This is a genomic window from Bacillus sp. FSL R9-9834, from assembly GCF_038006905.1.
Taxonomy (GTDB): Bacteria; Bacillota; Bacilli; order Bacillales; family Bacillaceae_G; genus Bacillus_A; species Bacillus_A pacificus.
The window spans coordinates 3,942,770-3,964,535 of sequence record NZ_JBBOWD010000001.1; the positions used below are offsets into that span (position 1 = coordinate 3,942,770).

Sequence of the window (21,766 nt, forward strand, 5' to 3'; positions counted from 1 at the left end):
TTCATCTCTTCCCCTCTTTTTTTATATGCACAAATAAAGCATGATACGTTGCCATTATCCCTTCATTTCCCGTGAAGTCTCTTTCGTATATGCGAAGCATCGCACGAAAGAGTGAGGGACTTTGACAATATGATTCTTCATTACTATTGGTCGCTCCTACTTTACGAATAGAATGTAGAAACTCCCTAACTTCTGTAAATCTCTCTATGTAACACGTTTCAGAAACATGTACATCCCCTGTTTCTATCTCACATATATGGCGCAACTGATTTTTCGAATAAAAACGTTGCCCAATCGATGTTTCATTTTGTATATTTTTTTCTTCTTTCGCCCGCTGGAACGAAGCATGCAATTCTTGAAATGTTTCCTGCCCAAATGTTGAAAAGAGTAATATCCCCTCTATAGATAAATGACGAAATAAATTTGTTATCACTTGTTTTAAATCATTTAGCCATTGAAATGTGGCATTTGAAATAATGACATCATACGTTTCTTCTAGTCGTAATCTTTCGATATCCTCACAATAAAATGTTACATTGTTTACATTTTGTCTAGTTTTCGCAACTGCAATCATACTTTCGGCAAAATCAATAGCTGTAATTTGTGCTTTCGGAAATAAGTTTGATAATTGCTCTGTAACATATCCTGTCCCGCATCCAAGTTCTAAAATACGTATCGATGAATTTGCACTATATCGCCGATTCAATGTAGAAAGTAATGAATGCGCCATCTTTTTTTGTACATTTGCATATTGATCGTAGGATACAGCTGCCACGTTAAATCGTTTTTGTAGTAACGTTTTGTTGATCATGTCGTATCCCCTCTACAAATTGAATGATTTCATTTGCGCAATATTCAAAATTCGTTACGCATAATGCATGTCCAGCCTCACTTACTACTTTTAACTTAGCATTCGCATTCTCTGCCATACTATGAGCTGCAGATAATGGACATATCACATCCTGTTCTCCATGAAGAAGTAACAGCGGGACTTTGACATCTATTAATTCGTTTCTCATATCTGTTTCTATTAAATAATCTAAGCCTAATTGTAATGACTGAATCGAGTCTCCTTTAAAATTCAGCGCAATCTCTTCAAAACTCGTATTCTCTTTCAGTTCATCTTTTGTAAACATATTTTCATAAAACCGCTTGAGCGTATCTTCTTTCTTTCTCGCCACATTCTTTTTCAGCCGCTCTACATGCAAAGCATTCCATCCACTCATATAGTCGCTCGAATTTGTAAATTTGGCAGTACCACCAATTAGTACAATACCTTTTGTCTGAATCTTTTTATGTGCTTGAACTGCCGCTAACGCCCCTAATGACCATCCAACTAAAATGACATTTTCATCCTTTGCTACATCTATTACTCGACCTGCAAATTCACTTTGTTCTTTCACATTACGCCAATTGATACATTGAACAGAATACTCTTTAAAATACGGCAGAACTAAAGTCCAAACACCTTCTTCCATTCCCCACCCAGGAATAAAAATAATCTTTAGCTCTTTCATACGAAAAACCCCTCTTCTTTACCAATGCGTATAATATGGTGAATAGCCCATTGCAAATCAGCTATTGTATGTTGGGACGTAACTGCAAAACGGACCCGTGAACTATTAACTGGAACCGTTGGTGGACGAATTGCAATTGCAGCAATCCCTACCTGTTGCAACCTTTTACTAAACCGTAAAGCTGTTTCATTTGAACCGACTACGATCGGTACAATGTGAGTTGAGCTATTTCCAATATCAAAACCAGCTTCTCGTAAATGGTTTCTGAAATATGCTCCATTCTCTATAAGTCTCTCTCTTCTTTCATTATCTTCTTTTACAATTTCAATTGCTTTTTGTACCGCTCCTAACGTTCCTGGCGGTAATGCAGTAGTAAAAATAAAACTTCTCATCATATTGTGTAAATACTCTATATAAATTGCATCGCCTGTCAAATACGCACCATAACACCCTAAAGCCTTACTAAACGTCCCCATATGTATATCTATTTTTTGAGCAAGATCTTCTTCTATATGAGATAATCCAGCTCCGCCACTTCCATATATTCCACTCGCATGTGCTTCATCAACTATAAGAATTGCCCCGTATTTCTCTTTCAGCTCTACTAACTCCCTTACATACGCAGTATCACCATCCATACTAAAAACAGTATCTGTTACGATTAATTTCCGCTGTTCAGGTGACGCTGTTTTCAATAACTTCTCTAAATGATCCAAATCATTATGACGATACCTTTTATGCTCTGCCCCACTTAATATAATTCCATCAACAATGCTTGCGTGATTTAATTTGTCACTAAACACAATATCGTGACGACTCACTAATGAAGAGATCACACCAATATTTGCGGTATATCCACTATTCACAACTAAGGCTTTTTCAGTGCCTTTCCAATCGCATATACTTCTCTCAACCTCTTCATACAGTGAATAGTTCCCTACCACGAGCCTTGATGCTGTCGCCCCAGTTCCATATTTTCTTGTACATGCGATAGCAGCTTCTTTTAACCTTTCATCTCCAGCTAACCCTAAATAATTATTTGACGCTAAATTTAGCATCCTTTTCTCATCTCGAATAAGCCATGTCTCTTCTGCTTGTTCTGTTACATGCAAATTACGATACTGCCCTCGCTCATGTAATTGTTGCAATTTAGATTGAAGATGTGTGCGCCACGTTTGATTCATTTCGGATAAGCTCCTCTAATTTTGAAATCATTATATATTCTTTAACAGATTCCAAGACTTCTTCTTTTGTAAACTCACCTGCAAAGAATGGTAATAAACCTAAAACTGGTACCCCACTTAGCTCTTCAATCATTTCTTTATTTTCTTGCACTCTTTCCATTTCGCATTCTTTGCAGCCAGATAAAATGACACCTGCTACTGTTAAACCATATGCCTTTGCATAAGCAATCGTTAAAACTGTATGATTTACTGTTCCTAATGTAGGGCGTGCTACTACAATAAGTGGAAGTTGTAATTCTTTTGCGAAATCAATTACTAAAGCGTCCTCTGTATATGGAACAGCTAATCCACCTGCTCCTTCTACAAGTAGACTATTAAAATCTTTCAATCGTTCATTATAGTGATGAATAATGTCTTTTAACGTTACTGTCCTTCCAGCTCTTTTCATGGCAAGTCTCGGGGCAAGCGGCTCTTCAATAGAGTAAGGGCAAATTTCCTCTTCTTTTGTCGGTACACCTGATAATGCTTTTAGCCTTGCTGCATCTCCTTCTGGATTTGATGCAACATGTCCACTTTGCAACGGTTTATATACCCCGATGTTATATCCCAGTTCTCTAAATACACCTGCTAATGCACCGGCGACAACAGTTTTCCCCACTTCAGTATCCGTTGCTGTTATAAAAAAACCGCTCATTATTCTCCCTCCGTAACATCCGAGATTGCTTTATACAAAATACGTAACATATCATCAATCTCATCAATTGTAGAAGCAAGAGGGGGCATAAATACAATCGTATTACCGAGCGGGCGCAAAATCATACCCAGCTCCCTTGAGCGTTTACATACTTGAACACCGACTCTCTCTGTCCATTCAAACGCTTCTTTCGTTTCCTTATTCTTCACAAGTTCAATTCCAACCATTAACCCGCATTGACGAATATCCCCTACATGTTTATATGCAAAGAGGTCTTCTAATTGCGTCGCCACATATTCTGTTTTACGTGCCACCTCTTCTATTAAATTTGTTTTTTCATATAGTTCTAGATTCGCAATTGCTACCGCACACCCTAATGGATTCCCTGTATAACTATGTCCGTGGAAAAATGTTTTTTGTTCTTCATAGCCTCCTAAAAAGGCATTATAAATTTCATCTGTCGTTACAGTAATTGCAACTGGTAAATATCCGCCTGTTAAACCTTTTCCGGCTGTCAAAATATCCGGCGTTACATTTTCATGTTCACATGCAAACATTTTTCCAGTACGCCCAAATCCAGTCGCTACCTCGTCTGTAATAAATAGAACATTATATTTTGTACATAAATTACGTAGCCCTTTTAAGTATCCTTTTGGCATTGTAATCATACCGCCAGCACCTTGCATTAAAGGTTCTACAATAATCGCCGCAATCTCTTCATGTTTATCTTTCAGCAGCTCTTCCATTTCTTCTAAATGCTTTTTTACAATTTCCTCCTTATTATTTCCATAAGGAGAACGATATGTATATGGATAAGGCATTTTAATCGCTTCGAATAAAAGCGAACTATACACTTGGTGAAACAAGTCTATTGCTCCCACTGAAACAGCTCCAATTGTGTCACCATGATACGCTTCTTTTAATGTAACAAATCTTTGTTTCTTCGGTTTTCCTTTATGCTGCCAATATTGAAAGGCCATCTTAATTGCAATTTCAACAGCGCTAGAACCGGAGTCTGAATAAAACACTTTCTTCAAACCTTCTGGTACAACTTCAATTATTTTTTCGGCTAATAAAATAGATGGAACGTTAGCAAGCCCTAACATAGTAGAATGGGAAATTTTATTTAATTGCTCACGAATTGCCTCATCTAGTTCTGGCACTTGATGTCCATGAACATTTAACCAAATAGACGAAACACCGTCCCAATATTCATTTCCATTTACATCGTATAGCTTTCTTCCCTCTCCCCGTTCAATAATGACAGGATCTTCTTCTAAATAATCCTTCATTTGTGTAAACGGATGCCATACATAGGCCTTATTTTTCTCCGATAACTCTTCATATGTATATGATGGTTTGTCAGTCGTACTCTTACTAAAAGTCACAATTGTCACCCCTAATGTTAACTAGTTTATAAATATAGTTAACATTAAAACTAAATGACTGTCAATTATTTTTAAATCAAGTAGTTCTTAAAAAAGAACAACTTATCATACGATAAGTTGTTCTACTTTCCATGTTGTATCTTTCCGATTTCTAAAATAATCTCTTCATCCTTTTTTCCTTCTGTATCAATTCCAAGTTGCTTCGCATGCTCAATTAATAAATCATGACGCTGCTCAAATCTAGCCTTATTTACTTCTTTCGTAATTTCTTCTTTTGTTTTTCCATCAGTAGAAACCCCTAGTTTCGTAGCTGCTTTCTCCATCGACTTCTTCTCTTCAGCTTCTTTCGCTTTCTTCACTTCTAACTGCTGTATTTGCTTTTGCTTCGCCTGCTCTGATTCAGCTGCAAAAGCTGTGTAAATGCCAGCACTTCCGCCAATGACTAGTAAAGTGGTAAAAAGAATTATTTTTTTCTTCACTCTTTCCTCCCCTTTCAAATTCATTATAACGCACATTTTCCCAGGATTAAAATCGTTCTCCTTTATTTCCCTAAAAAATCATTGAATATTTTTATTGACATGTGAGACGAATATATGATAAAAATTTAACTAACATCATATGAATCGGCATTGATAGGATTTAGTAATATTTCGATTTCTGCTTTCAGAGAGCTGGTGGTCGGTGCGAACCAGTACAGAGCGAATTATGAATTACCCCCTGGAGCTTCTTTTGCGAAACGTAAGGAGTAGTGAAAGACGGTTATAGACCGTTATATCTAAAGAGTGGTGAAACGACACTGTTTCACAATTTAGGGTGGTACCGCGAATTTTTCGTCCCTGCATATGTTGCAGGGGCGTTTTTATTTTATTAGCGCATATCATACGACCCTTTATTTTGTGATACATTCATTTCACAAGCTAGGGTGGTACCGCGATTTCTTCGTCCCTGCATAATTATATGCAGGGACGTTTTTTTATCCAATCATTTCCGTATCATATTAAAGAAACAACAATTACCGGTAATTTGTCACAAAATTCTAAAATTTAGAAGGAAATAAACAATATTGGCGAATTTTATATAAAAAAGAGCTATTTTAGATTACTTAGGAGGGGAAAACAATGGTTTCAAAAATTGAATCTGTTCTTTTAACAGTATTTATCTTTTTCTGCATTGGCTTTAGTGTTATCAAATTAGAAGTTTCACCACACATCCCAATTTTATTTGGTATCGTTCTTTTATTAGCATTTGGATTTATGAAAAAAATTGATTGGTCTACGATGGAAAAAGGAATGATAAGTAGTATTTCAGCTGGTATTCCATCTATTTTTATATTCTTACTTGTAGGCGTATTAATTAGTGTTTGGATCGCTGCTGGAACAATTCCAACTTTAATGGTATACGGCTTCCAGCTTGTATCTCCAAAAATTTTCATTCCAACTGTTTTTGTTGTTTGTGCAATTGTTGGAACAAGTATCGGTAGTGCCTTTACAACTGCCGCAACTGTAGGACTTGCCTTTATGGGCATGGGTAGCGCTCTCGGATACGATCCTGCTCTAATCGCTGGTGCAATTATTTCTGGTGCATTCTTTGGGGATAAAATGTCTCCTTTATCTGATACAACAAACCTAGCGCCAGCTGTAACGGGTGTAGATTTATTTGAGCATATTCGTAACATGCTTTGGACAACAGTTCCAGCTTTCATTATTGCTTTTATCGCATTTTTCATTTTAGGAAGCGGTACTAGTGGAGACGTTGACTTCACAAACTTCATTAGCGCATTAGAGAAAAATGCAACGATTTCTATCTTTACACTTATTCCAATTTTATTACTGTTCCTATTCGCATTTAAAAAAGTTCCAGCAGTTCCAACATTACTTGCTGGAATTATAGTAGGGATCATTATCCTCTTTATATTTAAACCTAGTACTTCTTTAACTGATTTAATGAAAATTATGCAAGACGGTTACGTTTCTAAAACTGGTATGAAAGATATTGATAGCTTATTATCTCGCGGTGGCCTGCAAAGTATGATGATGTCAATCGCTCTTATTTTCCTAGCTCTTTGTATGGGAGGATTATTACAAGGAATGGGTATTATTACGCAGCTAATGAATATCATCTCTAGCTTCGTAAAAACTAGCACACGCTTAATTATTTCTACTGCTTCAACTGCAATCGGTGTGAACTTCTTACTTGGTGAGCAGTACTTATCTATCGTTTTAACAGGACAAGCATTCGCTAATAAATATGATGAAGTCGGTTTAGAACGTCGTAATTTATCACGTGTATTAGAAGATGCAGGTACAGTTATTAACCCGCTCGTACCATGGGGAGTAAGTGGCGTGTTCTTATCGAACGTCCTTGGCGTTCCAACTTTTGATTACGTTCCATTCGCAATCTTCTGCTTAGCTTGTCCAGTTGTAACAATCATCGTCGGCTTTACTGGATTTGGCCTTTCATGGAAGAAGGAAAAAGCTGTAACACTTTCATAATATATTAAAAAGGATTACCTGAATCGGTAATCCTTTTTATATTTCTCCACTATCTATTTGCTTTCTTTCTTCTAAATAACAGAAGGAATCCTGCTCCAACAAACGCCAAACCTGCTCCAATTGTAGAAACAACACTTGTACCTGTTTTCGGTAAATCACGTTCTTCTTTCTTTTCACTTACAGTTGTTGTTTCTTTTGCGTTTTGATTATCCGTTGTAGTTTGTCCAGATCCTGTATTATTACCTTCATCTGTTGGTGGTGTCGTTGGATTTTCTCCATTATTTCCTTCACCTGTTGGTGGTGTTGTTGGATTTTCTCCATTATTTCCTTCACTTGTTGGTGGTGTCGTTGGATTTTCTCCATTATTTCCTTCACCTGTTGGCGGTGTTGTTGGATTCTCTCCACCAGTTTCTTTATCATCATCGTTCTTCTTCGTTATATCAATTGCATATTTAGCAAATTCATTTTCAGATGGTCCAACATATGATATTTTTCCATCTTTCTTTATATACTTTTGTGCATTTGGTGAAGAATCGAATGTTGTATGTAATTTATCGGCAACAATCGGTTTAAACGTCCAATTTTTATCTGCTGCTGGATCAATAACTGGCGTTTCTTGCATATACTTCACAATGATTTGACGCGTTTCATCTTGTGATTGGTATACAACCTCCCCTTTGCTTACACCCGGGAACGTTTGGCTGCTTCCGCGATAGTTATTTGTAGCGACGATGAATTCTTGATTGTCAGCTACTGGCTTCCCTTCATATGTCATATTTACAATACGATTCGTATTTGCATTTACAACTTTTCCATCTTTATCGTATTTCGCCGGTTGTGTTACATCAATTTCGTATTTTAAGCCATCTAAAATATCGAAGTTATATGTAGGATAACCTATATTTACTAACGGCTGTTCTTCTGTTTTCTTTGGATCAATTTGATTAAACTGACCTGCAGACATTTCAAGCCATTCTTTCACTTGTGCCCCATTTACTTTTACAGCATATAACGTATTTGGATATACATATAAATCTGCCACGTTTTTAATCGCTAACGTTCCAGCTGGAATGTCCGTATAATATGTAGCACCGTTTCGGCCACCTGCTTTAAATGGTGCACCCGCAGATAAAACTGGAATTCCTTTATATTTTTCGTACTCTGGTTTTTTAAATTCCTCTTCTACATACCATTTTTGTGCATTTGTCACAAGTTGTACAGAAGGATCATCCTGTACTAATGAGAAATAACTATTAATTGGCGCTGTCGTTTTTCCTACAGCAGTATTCACATAATCAATTGTCGCTTGATGATCATCTTTAATTTCATTAACTAAATTTTGATCAGATTGTACGAGTGGGTTTCCTTTACTATCAGCAATCGGACGAAGTTGCGGCTTCGATTGCTCTTTTTGTACTTCCCATTTTCCATTTACTTTTTTCAATTGCATATCAATAATACCTAAGTTACTTCCAAAGACACCAGGCATTACAACTGGAACACCATTAAATACGTCCTTCACTTCCGTATGTGAATGTCCCATTAATACTGCATCTACACCAGAAACTTCTGTTAAATAATACGATGCGTTTTCCATGCCAACGTTGTATCCACTCTTATCAACACCTGAATGCGCTAGTGCAACGATAACATCGGCACCTTCTGCCTTCATTTTTGGCACCATTTTTTTCGCTGTTTCAACTATATCTTTTGCTTTCACTTTTCCTTCTAGATTTGCTTTATCCCAGTTCATAACTTGAGGTGGAACAAATCCCATTACGCCAATTTTCACTTTTTGTTTTTGACCTGATTCATCTTCTACTTCTTTTTCAAAAACATGATATGGTTTAAAGTAGTTTTGATCATTCTCTTCATTATTATCTTTATCATCTTTATAGACGTTCGAGTTAATAACCGGGAATTCTGTTTTACTAATTACTTTGTTTAAATAATCTAAACCGTAGTTAAATTCATGATTCCCAAGAGAGATGACGTCATACTTCATTAAATTCATTAAACGATATAATGGGTGCGTATAACTAGGATCCACAGGCTTCTTCGGATCATTTATTTTATTCGCTACATAATCTCCAAGCGGTGTCCCTTGTAATGCATCCCCATCATCAAACAGGACAGAGTTTTTCGCTTCTTCACGTGCTTTATTCACAAGTGTTGCAGTTTGCACGAGACCTACTTTATTATCGGTTTTCGTTTGATAATAATCGTAATTCATTAAGTTAACGTGAATATCTGATGTTTCTAGAATTCGTAAGTTAACCGTACTCTCCCCAGTTTGCTCATCCGCATGAGCTGCTGCTGGCAATACTTGCGGCGCTATAACACCAATAGCAAGAGTTGCTCCAGCTAGCATTTTTTTTGACTTTTTCACAAAAAATCCCCCTTATACAATTACCAAAAATAATGAAATGAATCCATCTCTAATTACATACCTTTTTTCTTCTATTGGAGATAAGATTTTCATTTCATCCTGCGTTAATGAGTAGTCCTCTTAAACGCTCGATTGGTGAGATTTTACTCATCGGGAAATAAAGCCCTACTAATTAAAATTTCACCTTATCTGACATTATCATATATAATGTACTTTCATATCGTCAATATTTTTTGACATACTTCTACAAATTTTCTGTAAAGTTATTGTAAACTTTTCATAAACATATAATATGCCCTTACATTGTTAATACTGCTGAATATGATACAATTACCAATTACAAGGAGGATGAATTTATGAAAAAAGTCATCTTAACAATTGTTTGTCTCCTCCTTCTAATCATTTCTTATTCTTATTTTGAAAAGAACGATGAGACAAAACAAAATGAACCCGAAGAAAAAACAGAAAAAACATCTACTCCAAGTTGGATTGATAAGCAAACAAACGATTCCTTCTATCATCTCGTACTAGGTGATTCGCTCGCCAAAGGATATGGATCGACACAAGGTGGATTTGCTGAATTAGCCTCTAAACAAATAGAAGCACAAATTCATAAACCAATTACTGTAGAAAACCTTGGGATAAACGGTCTTACAACAGATCGTCTCGCTAAAAAGGTTGAATCAGAAGATGTAAAGCAAAAAATTAGAGCAGCCAATATTATTACAATTAATATTGGGGGAAATAATTTGTTTCGCTTAAATCGTGATGTCGGTGTTATAGACGGTATTAAAATGTTAAATAAAGAAAAAGCTCATTTTGAAGCGGATGTAAAAAATATTGTAAAGACAGTCCGAGATCAAAATCCGGATGCTTTACTCATTCTTTCTGAACTCTATAACCCGTTACAACTCGATGACTCCATCGCAAGTTATGCAGATATGTTTTTAGATGGCTGGAATGAATCTGTTTATTCCATTGCAAAAGCAAATCAACCATCTATCGTTTTACCAATTCGCAAATTAATATCAAATGATAAGAAAGAATTACTCTTTGACCAAGTACACCCTAACGATAAAGGCTATTCGATTATTGCCGATTCCTTTACAAAAAAAGTGTTGGTCTACAAATATTAAAATTCATATGAAACAATTCTATTTTTATAACATGTCTTTTTTGTTACAATGAGAGTGGAAGGGGGCCTTTATATGGAATCACGCGAGTGGGAACGTATTGTTGATCATCTTCTTTCGCTAGTGCCTCTTTTTTATCGCAAATTTATGCTTCCTGGAGAATTTTCTTCTCAAAGACATATGCCGCCATCACATACACAAGTATTACTGCTTCTGCATGAAAATGGCACATTAGCAGTTTCCGAAATCGGCAAGCGGCTAGCGATTTCACGGCCTAACATGACACCTCTATTAAACAAACTGATCCAAGAAGAACTAATAGAGCGTCATTATAGCGAAAAAGATCGACGGGTCATTTTAATTTCCCTGACAGCTGAAGGGAAATTGTTAGTAAATCAGTATCAACAATTCATTTTAGACAAATTAAAAGAAAATTTCCAAACGTTATCTGAGGAAGAACGTGAAAAACTCATTCACTCTCTTCAAACCATTCAAAATTTAATTTTGAAAACAAACGCATAAAGCTGCTTCTAAATAGAAGCAGCTTTATGATTCGTAATAATTACCATAATATACATTTGAATATGGCCATGTCGTTAAATACGGTTTATGTTCTTGCGTAGGCTGTTGTTGTGCTATTTGCTGAAATTGTTGCTGTTGATACACTCCAACTTGCTGCCTCATATCATTTACTGGATAATAATTTGTATATGGGTATACTTGAGGTACATAGTAATAATACATTCATTCTCTCCCCCTTTTTCTTAAACATATTCAAAGGAGAAAATGAATGTGCCATTCTTTATATTTGTACAAGTGGTTCTCTCACTTTTTTCTTTCTATTCTTCAAACGTAACTTACGGTTCTTTTCATACAAATAATGCACAACAAAATATGAAATTACCCCAAACACAACTCCTAAAATCGTCATTCCAATTAATACATACACTTCACTTTGTAATAACCCCTTTAATATCGTAAAAATATGACTCGAAAACAAGTCAGATATTGTAAAGGGTTCATGATGTATTTTTTTCACATGAAATGGATAAATCATTTTTCCTAACGCATAAGCAAATGGAAATAAAAATACCGGTAAAAATGATATTTTCCCGATAATATTGCCAATCACCGCAGCAGGAAAAGATCCCTTTGCTAACCTGACGATTGGATAAAATATTAAATAGACGAGCGATGCTGTATATATAACCAACATCTCTAAACCAAAACCAATCGCAAAACCTAACGATACTTTCTTCGCTCCTTCTGGTGATCGAAGCAACTTATAATATTGAAACTTTAATATTCTCCACATCCGCTGAAAAAACGAATATGTTTTCTTAGTTGTTTTCAAATTCATCATCTCTTTAACTATATTTTTTTATCTAGTATGTCCTTACATGATATGAAAAACAAATTTAGTTTACTCTTTTTATTATAAATGATATAAAGATGGTTAACCAAATATACATACGACATTTCAATATAAAAAAGCACACCTCCAGTTATTTATATCTAACAACTGAAGGTGTACATCCTTTAGGAAAGCTCTTCTACATTTTTAAATAAACTTACTAATAATGCTTTTTGCGCATGCAATCGATTACCGGCTTGCTCAAATACGATAGATTTTGGTCCATCTATAATTTCGCCTGTTACTTCTTCTTCACGATGGGCAGGTAAACAGTGTAAGAAACGATACGTTTGCTTCGCATGCTTAACAAGTTCTTTATTAATTTGGTATGGTTGAAATAAAGTATATTTCTCTTCTTCTCCCTCTTGCCCCATGCTCATCCAAACGTCAGTATAAATGAAATCTGCTTCACTCACCGCTAATTCAGGATTATGCAAAATTTCAATTTCCGCTCCTGTTTCTTCAGCAATCGCTAATGCTTTTTTTACGATTTCCTCATTCGGTTCATACCCTACAGGTGTTGCAACAGTCATATGCATTCCGACTTTTGCACTCGCTAACAACAATGAATGACATACATTATTTCCGTCACCGACGTAAGCCAATTTTATTCCTTTAAATGTATTTTTTTCTTCGTATATTGTCATTAAGTCTGCCAATGCTTGACAAGGATGATGATCGTCCGTTAAACCGTTAATTACTGGTATGCTCGATTCTTTCGCAAGCTCTTCTACATCAGCATGTGAGAATGTACGTATCATGATCCCGTCAATATACTGCGATAATACTTTCGCAGTATCTGAAACGCTCTCCCCTCTTCCAATTTGCATCTCTTTTCCACTTAAAAACATACCGTGTCCCCCGAGCTGTACCATTCCTGCTTCAAAAGATACGCGAGTACGAGTTGAATGTTTATCAAAGATAAGCCCTAATATTTTGCCTTGCAGTAAAGGCTCTTGCTTATTCTTTTTTAAATATATTGCGAACTCAATTAAAGAAATAATTTCTTCTTTCGTTAATTCTTCTAGTGTTAAAAGGTCTTTCGTATTTAATTTCGGTACTTGTACAGTTGACATGAAACTTCCCCCTTATATAATTGATACGTTTTTTGTACAAACTACTTTTTTTATCATATATACTGCCTGTTCTAATTCTTCATTCGTCACAATAAGTGGTGGTAATAGTCTTATAACAGTAGGCCCTGCTTGTAATACGAGAAGCCCTTCTTTTTCTAGTTGTTCTATAAAACTTGCAACTTCATGCGTACATTCAATTCCAACCATAAGCCCCTTACCACGTATATTTTGAATACATTCGACATGTCGTAATTCCTCTTGCAACTTCTGTAATACGTACTCGCCCTTTTCCTTTACTTCTTTTAAAAACGATGGTCTTTTACTTACTTGCAATACTTCTTTCGCTGCAGCCATTGCAACATAATTCCCGCCAAACGTTGAACCATGTGATCCTGCAGGAAACGATGTTCCAAGTTCTTTCCTACCAATCATTGCTCCGACAGGAATCCCGTTTCCAAGTGCCTTTGCGACGGTAACGATATCAGGTTTTATTCCCATTTGTTCGTAAGCAAATAATGTCCCTGTTCTTCCGATCCCTGTTTGGACTTCGTCTATAATAAATAAGGACCCGAACTTCTTACATAATGCTTCAATCGCTTTCAAAAAAGATAGATCAGCAAGTATGACTCCTCCCTCTCCTTGAACAACTTCTATCATTACTGCCGCAACTTCTTCATTCATTACTTCCTCTAATGCCTTTATATCGTTAAAAGGCGTATGTAAAAAAGAGGGAAGGAGCGGACCAAATCCTTCTTTCACTTTATTTTGCCCCGTCGCACTCATCGTTCCAAATGTTCTACCGTGAAAAGACTGCTCACACGTTACGACGAGAGATTTTCCAGTATGCTTACGGGCTAACTTCAAAGCTGCTTCATTCGCCTCTGCCCCGCTATTACAGAAGAACACATAATCTAATGCTATGTTTTCTGTTAATAATGACGCGACTTCTTCTTGTAAGCTGTTTGTAAACAGGTTAGATATATGCCATATTTCATGCAGTTGCTCTTGTACAGCTTTCATAACAGTAGGATGACAATGTCCTAAATTACATACACCGATTCCTGATGTGAAATCTAAATATTGCTTACCGTTATGATCAATAACTTTCGTTCCCTTTCCCTTTACAAACTCAATCCTTCTTCTTCCATACGTTTGAAAAAGATGACTTGTCATACAATACTCACACCCCTCGTTACCGTCGTTCCGATACACTCACCTGTAACCTCGGTAAAATCCTTCGTCCCATTTACGATACTAACCTTTTGCACTCCCATTTTTAATGATGCTAGTGCTGCCTGTACTTTCGGAATCATCCCACCGGTAATAACACCATTTTCTATTAAATTCACAATTTCAAATTCATCCGTTTTCTTTAGTAACTTTCCTTCATGTAATACCCCATCTACATCTGTAATAAAAATGAGCTCTTTTGCAGATAATGCAGCCGCAATTCCAGCTGCGGCGGTATCTGCATTTATGTTATAAATCTCATTATCATTTATGCCGACCGGAGCAATAACAGGAATATAATTCATATTTATTAATCCTTTTAGTAAGGCCGTTTCGACATACCTTACTTCTCCCACATATCCTATCTCCTCACTGAAAGGTTGAACTTGAAGTAACTTGCCATCACACCCTGAGCAACCTACCGCACGTAAATTATGCTTTTGTAAATTCATTACAAGTTTTTTATTCGTACTTCCGCATAGCACCATTTGAACAATATCCATAACTTCTTTTGGTGTTACCCGTAATCCATCTTTTTTTTCTACGTTGATGTTACAATCTTTTAATTTGGCATCAATTTCTGGGCCACCGCCATGGACAATCACTACTTTATACTTCTGTTGTAATTTCTTTATACAATCAAAAAACACATCATGTAATTGATCCAACATACTACCGCCGCATTTCACTACAATATAATCGCTCATCTTCCCTCTCCTTATGTACGATAACAAGCGTTTATTTTCACATATTCATAGCTTAAGTCACAGCCCCAAGCTGATCCGGTCCCTTCTCCTAAATGTAAATACACATCAATCATAATTTCATGTTCTTGTAACCTCATTTTCATTTCCTCTTCAGAAAACATTTGAGGTTCACTATTTTTCAGCACCGCAATAGATTGAAGAGTAATATCAATTGTATTTGGGTTAATCGCGACTTCACTTTGTCCAATGGTACTAATAATTCGCCCCCAGTTTGGATCTTCACCATGTATTGCTGTTTTCACAAGACTCGAACCGACTATTTGCTTTGCAATTTTCTTTGCCTCTTCATTCGTTCGAGCTCCTAACACATTTACTTCTATTAACTTCGTAGCGCCTTCACCATCTTGTGCGATTTTTTTCGCTAAATCTTCACATACCTTCTGTAAAGCAAATATGAAAGTTTCCCAATCTGCATGTTCCATATTGATTGGTTTCGTTTCTGATAATCCACTTGCCATAACGATGACCATATCATTCGTAGAAGTATCTCCATCTACCGTAATTTGATTGAATGTATGATTCGTGATTTGTGATAATGCTGTTTGTAATACGTCATGCTCTATATGAGCGTCTGTCGTAATAAAACTTAGCATCGTTGCCATATTTGGATGAATCATCCCTGAACCTTTCGCAACACCAGCAATCACCACCTTCTTCCCATCAATCACCATTTCATAGCAAGTTTCTTTCGTTATAAGATCCGTCGTTAAGATCGCTTCAGAAAAAGAATGAGCTTCCCTTTCTTCCTTCGCTGGGATAAGAGTAGCAATCCCATTTCGGATTATATCCATCGGCAGCGGAACACCAATTACACCTGTTGAAGCTACTGCAACATAATTTTCTTTCAATCCAAAATGTTCTGCTCCTAATGTACGCATCTCGTAAGCATCTTGTAATCCTTTCATTCCTGTACAAGCATTTGCATTTCCACTATTAACGATAATAGCTTGTAATTTCCCCTCAGTCGCTATACTATCCTTCGTTACTTGCAAGGGAGCTGCTTGTATTTGATTTGTTGTATAAACAGCAGCACATGATGCTGGTGTATCACAAACGATTGCCCCTAAATCCTTTTTCTCTTTTTTCAAACCAATTGCAGTGCCAATGGCCGAGAAACCTTTTGGAGTTACAATCGAACCATTTTCTACTTTTGTAATAGACGCTACTTTAATCATCATGTCCCCCCTTATAGATAAAGCGGCATATGTTGTAAACCTGTTGTTTCTTCTAGTCCCGCTATTATGTTTGCATTTTGAATTGCTTGCCCAGCCGCACCTTTCATCATATTGTCTATAACAGAAACGACTGTCACTCTTCCTGTTCTTTCATCGTAAGCTATCCCCATATCACAATAATTTGAGCCCCTCACTTCTTTCGGACTTGGAAACTCTCCTTGCGTACGAATTCGAACAAAAGCCGATTGTTCATACGTTTCTTCATATAATTTTTGAAGTTGTTCTATTTCCATTTCTCGCTTTACTTTCGCATAAAGTGTAACCATAATTCCACGTGATATCGGTATTAAATGTGTACTAAACGTGATTGGCTTCGTTTCCCTATTCCACTCCGCAAGCATTTGCTCAATCTCAGGAACGTGTTGATGCTCATTTACTTTATAAATACGCAAGTTATCGTATAACTCAGGAAAGTGAGTCATCGTTGTTGGCGTTTTTCCTGCTCCAGATACTCCTGATTTCGCATCAATAATAATGGAATCTTCTTCAATTATGCCGCTACGAACTAATGGCAATGTCGCTAATAATGCAGCTGTAGCAAAACATCCCGGATTTGCAATTAAATTTGCATTTTGAACCTCGGACCTTTTCCATTCACTTAGGCCATATACAGCTTTACTAAGAATTTCTTCTTTTGCAGCTGTCCTTTTATACCACTGTTCATATATGAAAGGATCTTTCATACGAAAGTCTCCAGATAGGTCAATTACTTTTAAACCTACTGCTAATAATTTTGGAGTTAACTCTGCTGATACTCCTGCCGGGGTTGCCAAAAATACAATTTCTGCTTCTTTCACTATTTCCTCCGCATCAATTTCTTGTAACGTATGAACAAGAACATTTTGAAAATGCGGATATACATTTGTTATACACTCGCCAACTTGTGAAAAAGAATGGAGAGATGCTATCGAAAAATATGGATGTTGTTCTAATAACCGAATTAACTCAATACCTCCATACCCAGTTGCTCCAATAATCGCGACTTTCATATGCTCCTCCTCATATCGATTCTTTAAATTAAGTATGATTATAATATTGTATATTTATAGAGTCAATTAAATATTTATAAATTTCATAAACTTAAAAAACTTAATTTTACTAGAAAAACAATATACACAACATAATTTTTATACAAAAATATTGCATAGTAGTTTTTTTATTTCACTTCAAGTACAATAAAACAATACATACGTACATACAGGCGGGGAAAACATGAATGAAAAATTAATTGAGAAAATGATTATAAAAAGTTTTCAGCAATATCAATGTAATCCTATGTCAAATGAGGATCAGGAAATGCTTATTAAACATATTCAAACGATCATTCATTCAAATACTGAAATTGATGTATACGAGGCGGTTGAGGATATCGTTTACGATTATGTGACTGGAAAATAAAGTGAAACTTTAATCAGCCCTCACCAATCGGACTTTTATGGGCAGCCCGCCCCCCACCTAACTTCTTTGCTTTCGCTGCATTTTGAGGTGGGGGTCTTACTGCCCATTAAAGCGGGATAAAAAAAATAGGAGATTCCCATATGGAAATCTCCTATTTTTTACTTAATGATTTGCCTGCTACGCGCTCAAATAAACCTGGGAATAAAGCATAAAGTTTTGGACCAATGCCCATCCATTTCGGTAAGTTTACTTCACGCTTTTTCGTTTGCATCGCTTTTACAATTTTCTCTGCTACATATGTTGGTTTTAACATGTATCGTCCCATATTTTTCACATATGTACCGGATTGATCAGCTATTTCAAAAAAGTTTGTATCTATCGGACCTGGATTAATCGCTGTTACGAAAATATTTGTACTAGATAACTCCATGCGTAAACTATTCGTAAAGCCTAGTACTGCATGTTTCGTCGCTGCATACGCACTCGATTTCGGAGTTGCAATTTTCCCAGCAAGTGAAGCAACATTAATAATATGTCCTTCGTTTCTTTTCACCATATAAGGTAGTACCGCTTTCGTACAAGCTACTAATCCAAATACATTTACTTGGAACATATCTTTCACTTCATCCATTGATGCATCTTCAAACGTTTTAAAAATACCAAATCCTGCATTGTTTACTAATATATCAATACGTCCTACCTCTTGTAATACTTTTGAAAAAACAGATTGTACTTCCGTCTCTTCACTTACATCTAATACATAATAATAGCAAGGCGTATTATAAGTTTCTTTAATTTTGTCTACTAACGCTTTTAATTTCTCTTCTGTTCTAGCCATTAATACTGGAGTCGCCCCCTGCTCTGCAACTTGCATTGCAACTTGCTCTCCAATTCCACTAGAAGCACCTGTAATGACGATTACTTTATTTTGTAAACGTCCCGTCATTGCTGTCACCTACTTTGCATAATAAATCAATTGTTGCGAAGATTCATCAATCATCACTTGTTGATTATATGCTAAAAAGTCTAATTGTCCAACCGTTTCTGAAATAGTAAGTGGCAATTGTTCCTTATACAATACCGGAAATAGTTTTACACATACTTCAAATGCTGTCATTGGTTTTTCCTTTAATAACTCAAGCACTTTAAATGCACGTGTTTCTTGCTTTTGTAATCTCGTTTCAATAAGTTGTTTCACATTTAGAACATCTTCTCCATGTCCTGATAAAATGCGTGAAATATTCATTTCACTTAAACGCTTTAACGTTTGATTATATTGTAATAACGGGCGCGCCCTTTCTGTTTGTCCTTCATATGGTGGTTCTAATATTGGATTCGAAGAAATATGACTAATGAGAGCATCCCCTCCAATTAGTATTCCATCAGATTCTCTATATAATGAAATATGAGTGGAAGCATGACCTGGTGTTTCAATTACTGTAAAACCAGGCATTGAATCAATACGATCTCCCTCTCTCACAGTATGCGTTAGCGATCTATTACAAGAATATTTCAGTGTCCTTGTCGTCAATAACGCCTCGTCTTTCAAAAATGCTGCTGGAACACCAAATTGTAAAGCCGTCTCTCTAAAAAACTCATGATATCGCTTTAAAAATTCTGGATTTTGCGTGATCCACGGCTCATTCCAAGGGTGTCCAATAATGTTCGTCTTCTCAGAAAATATATTTAAAAGCCCACAATGATCCGCATGATGATGCGTAATAACTACTGTTTTAATATCTTCTATCGTATATCCTAATGTACCTAACTGACTTTCTAACGCATTTCTTGCCTCTTCTGTATTCGTCCCTGTATCAATTAATGTTAATGTCTCCCCCTCAACTAAAAACACATTCACAGTTTCAACTGCAAATGGCACAGGAATCTCCATTCGGTGAATCGCCGTCATGCCTAGCCCCCCTGTCTCTTTCCGGTTCAAAAATGAATACTTCTTCAGTTTACAACTTCCTTATATATTTGTCATTATTTTCAGATAAAAAGAGGTGTTTCCTAGAAAAAAACGAATGTATGTACATTTATAAGAATTTCTAACCAAAATTAAAGGAGGAACATCATGTCTATTCAAAACATTTCCTTTCTCGGTGCAGGCTCTATTGCTGAAGCGATTATTGGTGGCTTGTTACATGCAAATGTTGTGAAAGGCGAACAAATTACTGTAAGTAATCGTTCTAATGAGACAAGGTTACAGGAGCTACATAACAAATACGGTGTCAAAGGTACACATAATAAAAAAGAACTACTTACTAATACAAATATTCTTTTTCTAGCAATGAAGCCAAAAGATGTTGCAGAAGCGCTTACCCCTTTTCAAGAAGACATACATAATAACCTGCTTATTATTTCGTTATTAGCAGGTGTTTCTACTCATTCAATTAGAAATCTACTTCAAAAAGACGTTCCGATTATTCGTGCCATGCCAAATACATCTGCAGCTATTTTAAAATCAGCTACTGCTATCTCACCTTCAAAACATGCAACAAAGGAACATATTCAAACTGCCATAGCTTTATTTGAAACGATCGGTCTCGTCTCTGTTGTAGAGGAAGAAGATATGCATGCTGTCACTGCATTATCCGGAAGCGGGCCTGCTTATATTTATTACGTAGTAGAAGCGATGGAAGAAGCTGCAAAAAAAATCGGTTTAAAAGAAGATGTTGCAAAGTCACTTATTCTCCAAACGATGATTGGTGCTGCTGAAATGCTAAAAGCAAGTGAAAAACACCCGTCTATTTTGCGAAAGGAAATTACCTCTCCTGGTGGAACGACCGAAGCGGGCATTGAAGTATTACAAGAACACCAATTTCAACAAGCGCTTATTTCTTGTATTACACAGGCAGCGCAACGATCACATAATCTTGGGAAAACGTTAGAACAATTAACAAAAGAAAAATAAAAAATGGAGCTCAATCTTACTTGAGCTCCATTTTTTATAAACATATATTTTTAGTTATTCGTCTTCCCAAAAATCTCTTCTTGCAGACGGCGACCAGTCGGCGTTGCTGCAAGTCCACCTTCAGCTGTTTCACGAAGTGCTACTGGCATCGTTTGTCCGATTCTAAACATCGCCTCAATTACTTCATCACATGGAATAGTACTCGTTACACCAGCTAATGCTAAATCAGCTGAAATCATCGCATTTGCAGCTCCTGCTGCATTACGTTTTACGCAAGGTACTTCTACAAGTCCTGCAACAGGATCGCATACTAAACCAAGCATGTTCTTTAATGAAATTGCCATCGCTGTAGCTGCTTGCTCTTGTGTTCCACCAGCCATTTCAACTGCAGCTGCAGCTGCCATTCCACTTGCTGAACCAACTTCAGCTTGGCATCCTCCCGCTGCACCAGAAATACAAGCGTTATTCGCAACAACCATACCGAAAGCTCCCGCTGTAAATAAGAATTCAATCATTTCTTCACGTGTAGGCTGCAATTTTTCTCTTAGTGCAAATAGTACACCTGGCACTGTTCCAGCAGACCCGGCTGTTGGTGTTGCACAAATAATTCCCATCGCTGCGTTTACTTCATTTGTTGCAACAGCTTTACTCACTGCGTCCAAAATCGTATCTCCAGATAAGCCTTTTCCACTCTTCATATACGCCTGAACTTTTACAGCATCTCCACCAGTTAAACCAGTTGGTGATTTCACTCCGCGAATACCACGTTCTACCGCTTGCTCCATCACGACTAAGTTCTTTTCCATACCAGCAATTACTTCTTCACGTGAAATACTTCTTGTTTCCATTTCACATTGAATCATAATTTCTGCGATTTTTACATTTTGTTCTTTAGCTTGCGCCACTAGTTCCGCTGCGTTCCGAAACATGGTGTG

General features: G+C 36.6%; 22 protein-coding genes and 1 other annotated feature. Of the genes, 5 read left to right on the forward strand and 17 right to left on the reverse strand.

The features are described 5' to 3' along the window. Nucleotide 1: 1 nt before the first annotated feature. The 6 genes from bioC to MKY00_RS20535 form a co-directional block, all read right to left on the reverse strand. Nucleotides 2-811 carry a malonyl-ACP O-methyltransferase BioC gene (gene bioC, locus MKY00_RS20510; protein ID WP_016718435.1) on the reverse strand — a complete coding sequence of 270 codons (810 nt, stop codon included), beginning with the start codon at nt 809-811 and terminating at the stop codon, nt 2-4. Then, nucleotides 777-1,517, reverse strand: coding sequence for an alpha/beta fold hydrolase (locus tag MKY00_RS20515; RefSeq protein WP_016718436.1), 741 nt, complete (start codon nt 1,515-1,517; stop codon nt 777-779). The genes bioC and MKY00_RS20515 overlap by 35 nt, the downstream gene beginning before the upstream one ends. After that, a complete protein-coding gene (gene bioF / locus MKY00_RS20520; RefSeq protein WP_001077311.1) occupies nt 1,514-2,701 on the reverse strand; it encodes an 8-amino-7-oxononanoate synthase in 1,188 nt (395 codons plus the stop codon). Before bioF ends, MKY00_RS20515 begins: the two co-directional genes overlap by 4 nt. Continuing rightward, nucleotides 2,667-3,395, reverse strand: coding sequence for an ATP-dependent dethiobiotin synthetase BioD (gene bioD / locus MKY00_RS20525; RefSeq protein WP_016718437.1), 729 nt, complete (start codon nt 3,393-3,395; stop codon nt 2,667-2,669). Before bioD ends, bioF begins: the two co-directional genes overlap by 35 nt. Beyond that, a complete protein-coding gene (gene bioA, locus MKY00_RS20530) occupies nt 3,395-4,783 on the reverse strand; it encodes an adenosylmethionine--8-amino-7-oxononanoate transaminase (protein ID WP_000144318.1) in 1,389 nt (462 codons plus the stop codon). Before bioA ends, bioD begins: the two co-directional genes overlap by 1 nt. A 122-nt stretch (nt 4,784-4,905) precedes the next feature. Beyond that, nucleotides 4,906-5,262: a hypothetical protein gene (locus MKY00_RS20535; protein WP_016718438.1), complete on the reverse strand. Its 357-nt coding sequence runs from the start codon at nt 5,260-5,262 to the stop codon at nt 4,906-4,908. Nucleotides 5,263-5,403: 141 nt separating this feature from the next. Then, nucleotides 5,404-5,624, forward strand: a binding site (T-box leader). A gap of 277 nt (nt 5,625-5,901) precedes the next feature. Between MKY00_RS20535 and nhaC the strand changes: the two genes are divergently transcribed. Further along, nucleotides 5,902-7,275: a Na+/H+ antiporter NhaC gene (gene nhaC, locus MKY00_RS20540; protein WP_000253747.1), complete on the forward strand. Its 1,374-nt coding sequence runs from the start codon at nt 5,902-5,904 to the stop codon at nt 7,273-7,275. 49 nt (nt 7,276-7,324) lie between these two features. Here the strand turns inward: nhaC and cpdB are convergent, their stop codons facing one another. Beyond that, nucleotides 7,325-9,664, reverse strand: coding sequence for a bifunctional 2',3'-cyclic-nucleotide 2'-phosphodiesterase/3'-nucleotidase (gene cpdB / locus MKY00_RS20545; protein WP_016718439.1), 2,340 nt, complete (start codon nt 9,662-9,664; stop codon nt 7,325-7,327). A gap of 356 nt (nt 9,665-10,020) precedes the next feature. Between cpdB and MKY00_RS20550 the strand changes: the two genes are divergently transcribed. Further along, the gene (locus MKY00_RS20550; RefSeq protein WP_016718440.1) at nt 10,021-10,800 is read left to right on the forward strand and encodes a GDSL-type esterase/lipase family protein; all 780 of its coding nucleotides are present in this window, start codon (nt 10,021-10,023) and stop codon (nt 10,798-10,800) included. Between the two features lie 72 nt (nt 10,801-10,872). After that, on the forward strand, nt 10,873-11,319 hold the full coding sequence (locus MKY00_RS20555; protein WP_000445817.1) for a MarR family winged helix-turn-helix transcriptional regulator: 447 nt from the start codon (nt 10,873-10,875) through the stop codon (nt 11,317-11,319). A 24-nt stretch (nt 11,320-11,343) separates the two neighbouring features. Here MKY00_RS20555 and MKY00_RS20560 read toward each other — a convergent pair whose 3' ends face one another. The 7 genes from MKY00_RS20560 to argC all read right to left on the reverse strand — a co-directional run bounded on the left by MKY00_RS20560 (nt 11,344) and on the right by argC (nt 17,508). Then, a complete protein-coding gene (locus MKY00_RS20560; RefSeq protein WP_016718441.1) occupies nt 11,344-11,541 on the reverse strand; it encodes a hypothetical protein in 198 nt (65 codons plus the stop codon). A gap of 58 nt (nt 11,542-11,599) precedes the next feature. After that, nucleotides 11,600-12,160 (reverse strand): DUF2062 domain-containing protein, encoded by a 561-nt coding sequence (locus tag MKY00_RS20565; RefSeq protein WP_011040649.1) that lies wholly within the window; start codon nt 12,158-12,160, stop codon nt 11,600-11,602. 176 nt (nt 12,161-12,336) lie between these two features. After that, nucleotides 12,337-13,287 carry an ornithine carbamoyltransferase gene (gene argF / locus MKY00_RS20570; RefSeq protein ID WP_016718443.1) on the reverse strand — a complete coding sequence of 317 codons (951 nt, stop codon included), beginning with the start codon at nt 13,285-13,287 and terminating at the stop codon, nt 12,337-12,339. Nucleotides 13,288-13,299: 12 nt separating this feature from the next. Further along, entirely contained in the window at nt 13,300-14,460 is a 1,161-nt protein-coding gene (argD, locus tag MKY00_RS20575) for an acetylornithine transaminase (protein WP_016718444.1), read from the reverse strand. Then, entirely contained in the window at nt 14,457-15,224 is a 768-nt protein-coding gene (argB, locus tag MKY00_RS20580; RefSeq protein WP_016718445.1) for an acetylglutamate kinase, read from the reverse strand. The genes argD and argB overlap by 4 nt, the downstream gene beginning before the upstream one ends. 11 nt (nt 15,225-15,235) lie before the next feature. Next, nucleotides 15,236-16,459 carry a bifunctional glutamate N-acetyltransferase/amino-acid acetyltransferase ArgJ gene (gene argJ / locus MKY00_RS20585; RefSeq protein ID WP_016718446.1) on the reverse strand — a complete coding sequence of 408 codons (1,224 nt, stop codon included), beginning with the start codon at nt 16,457-16,459 and terminating at the stop codon, nt 15,236-15,238. A gap of 11 nt (nt 16,460-16,470) precedes the next feature. Then, nucleotides 16,471-17,508, reverse strand: a complete 1,038-nt coding sequence (gene argC, locus MKY00_RS20590) for an N-acetyl-gamma-glutamyl-phosphate reductase (RefSeq protein WP_016718447.1) — start codon at nt 17,506-17,508, stop codon at nt 16,471-16,473. A gap of 223 nt (nt 17,509-17,731) precedes the next feature. Here argC and MKY00_RS20595 point away from each other — a divergent pair, with 223 nt between their 5' ends. Next, a complete protein-coding gene (locus tag MKY00_RS20595; RefSeq protein ID WP_001003210.1) occupies nt 17,732-17,917 on the forward strand; it encodes a YqzH family protein in 186 nt (61 codons plus the stop codon). A 151-nt stretch (nt 17,918-18,068) separates the two neighbouring features. Here the strand turns inward: MKY00_RS20595 and MKY00_RS20600 are convergent, their stop codons facing one another. Continuing rightward, complete coding sequence (locus tag MKY00_RS20600) at nt 18,069-18,863, reverse strand: SDR family oxidoreductase (RefSeq protein WP_016718448.1); 795 nt, start codon at nt 18,861-18,863, stop codon at nt 18,069-18,071. A 9-nt stretch (nt 18,864-18,872) separates the two neighbouring features. Beyond that, nucleotides 18,873-19,826, reverse strand: a complete 954-nt coding sequence (locus MKY00_RS20605) for an MBL fold metallo-hydrolase (RefSeq protein WP_000125139.1) — start codon at nt 19,824-19,826, stop codon at nt 18,873-18,875. 165 nt (nt 19,827-19,991) lie between these two features. On the opposite strand from MKY00_RS20605, the gene proI reads away from it, so the two are divergent. After that, nucleotides 19,992-20,831, forward strand: coding sequence for a pyrroline-5-carboxylate reductase ProI (gene proI, locus MKY00_RS20610; RefSeq protein ID WP_000027269.1), 840 nt, complete (start codon nt 19,992-19,994; stop codon nt 20,829-20,831). 50 nt (nt 20,832-20,881) lie between these two features. Here the strand turns inward: proI and sdaAA are convergent, their stop codons facing one another. Beyond that, nucleotides 20,882-21,760 carry an L-serine ammonia-lyase, iron-sulfur-dependent, subunit alpha gene (gene sdaAA / locus MKY00_RS20615; protein ID WP_000489463.1) on the reverse strand — a complete coding sequence of 293 codons (879 nt, stop codon included), beginning with the start codon at nt 21,758-21,760 and terminating at the stop codon, nt 20,882-20,884. Between the last annotated feature and the right edge of the window lie 6 nt (nt 21,761-21,766).

Excerpts from the sequence above, each read along its gene's own strand:
- bioC (WP_016718435.1), bottom strand. The coding sequence starts at position 811 with ATGATCAACAAAACGTTACTACAAAAACGATTTAACGTGGCAGCTGTA.
- MKY00_RS20515 (WP_016718436.1), bottom strand. The coding sequence starts at position 1,517 with ATGAAAGAGCTAAAGATTATTTTTATTCCTGGGTGGGGAATGGAAGAA.
- bioF (WP_001077311.1), bottom strand. The coding sequence starts at position 2,701 with ATGAATCAAACGTGGCGCACACATCTTCAATCTAAATTGCAACAATTA.
- bioD (WP_016718437.1), bottom strand. The coding sequence starts at position 3,395 with ATGAGCGGTTTTTTTATAACAGCAACGGATACTGAAGTGGGGAAAACT.
- nhaC (WP_000253747.1), top strand. The coding sequence starts at position 5,902 with ATGGTTTCAAAAATTGAATCTGTTCTTTTAACAGTATTTATCTTTTTC.
- MKY00_RS20550 (WP_016718440.1), top strand. The coding sequence starts at position 10,021 with ATGAAAAAAGTCATCTTAACAATTGTTTGTCTCCTCCTTCTAATCATT.
- MKY00_RS20555 (WP_000445817.1), top strand. The coding sequence starts at position 10,873 with ATGGAATCACGCGAGTGGGAACGTATTGTTGATCATCTTCTTTCGCTA.
- MKY00_RS20560 (WP_016718441.1), bottom strand. The coding sequence starts at position 11,541 with ATGTATTATTACTATGTACCTCAAGTATACCCATATACAAATTATTAT.
- MKY00_RS20565 (WP_011040649.1), bottom strand. The coding sequence starts at position 12,160 with ATGATGAATTTGAAAACAACTAAGAAAACATATTCGTTTTTTCAGCGG.
- argF (WP_016718443.1), bottom strand. The coding sequence starts at position 13,287 with ATGTCAACTGTACAAGTACCGAAATTAAATACGAAAGACCTTTTAACA.
- argD (WP_016718444.1), bottom strand. The coding sequence starts at position 14,460 with ATGACAAGTCATCTTTTTCAAACGTATGGAAGAAGAAGGATTGAGTTT.
- argB (WP_016718445.1), bottom strand. The coding sequence starts at position 15,224 with ATGAGCGATTATATTGTAGTGAAATGCGGCGGTAGTATGTTGGATCAA.
- argJ (WP_016718446.1), bottom strand. The coding sequence starts at position 16,459 with ATGATTAAAGTAGCGTCTATTACAAAAGTAGAAAATGGTTCGATTGTA.
- argC (WP_016718447.1), bottom strand. The coding sequence starts at position 17,508 with ATGAAAGTCGCGATTATTGGAGCAACTGGGTATGGAGGTATTGAGTTA.
- MKY00_RS20595 (WP_001003210.1), top strand. The coding sequence starts at position 17,732 with ATGAATGAAAAATTAATTGAGAAAATGATTATAAAAAGTTTTCAGCAA.
- MKY00_RS20600 (WP_016718448.1), bottom strand. The coding sequence starts at position 18,863 with ATGACGGGACGTTTACAAAATAAAGTAATCGTCATTACAGGTGCTTCT.
- MKY00_RS20605 (WP_000125139.1), bottom strand. The coding sequence starts at position 19,826 with ATGACGGCGATTCACCGAATGGAGATTCCTGTGCCATTTGCAGTTGAA.
- proI (WP_000027269.1), top strand. The coding sequence starts at position 19,992 with ATGTCTATTCAAAACATTTCCTTTCTCGGTGCAGGCTCTATTGCTGAA.
- sdaAA (WP_000489463.1), bottom strand. The coding sequence starts at position 21,760 with ATGTTTCGGAACGCAGCGGAACTAGTGGCGCAAGCTAAAGAACAAAAT.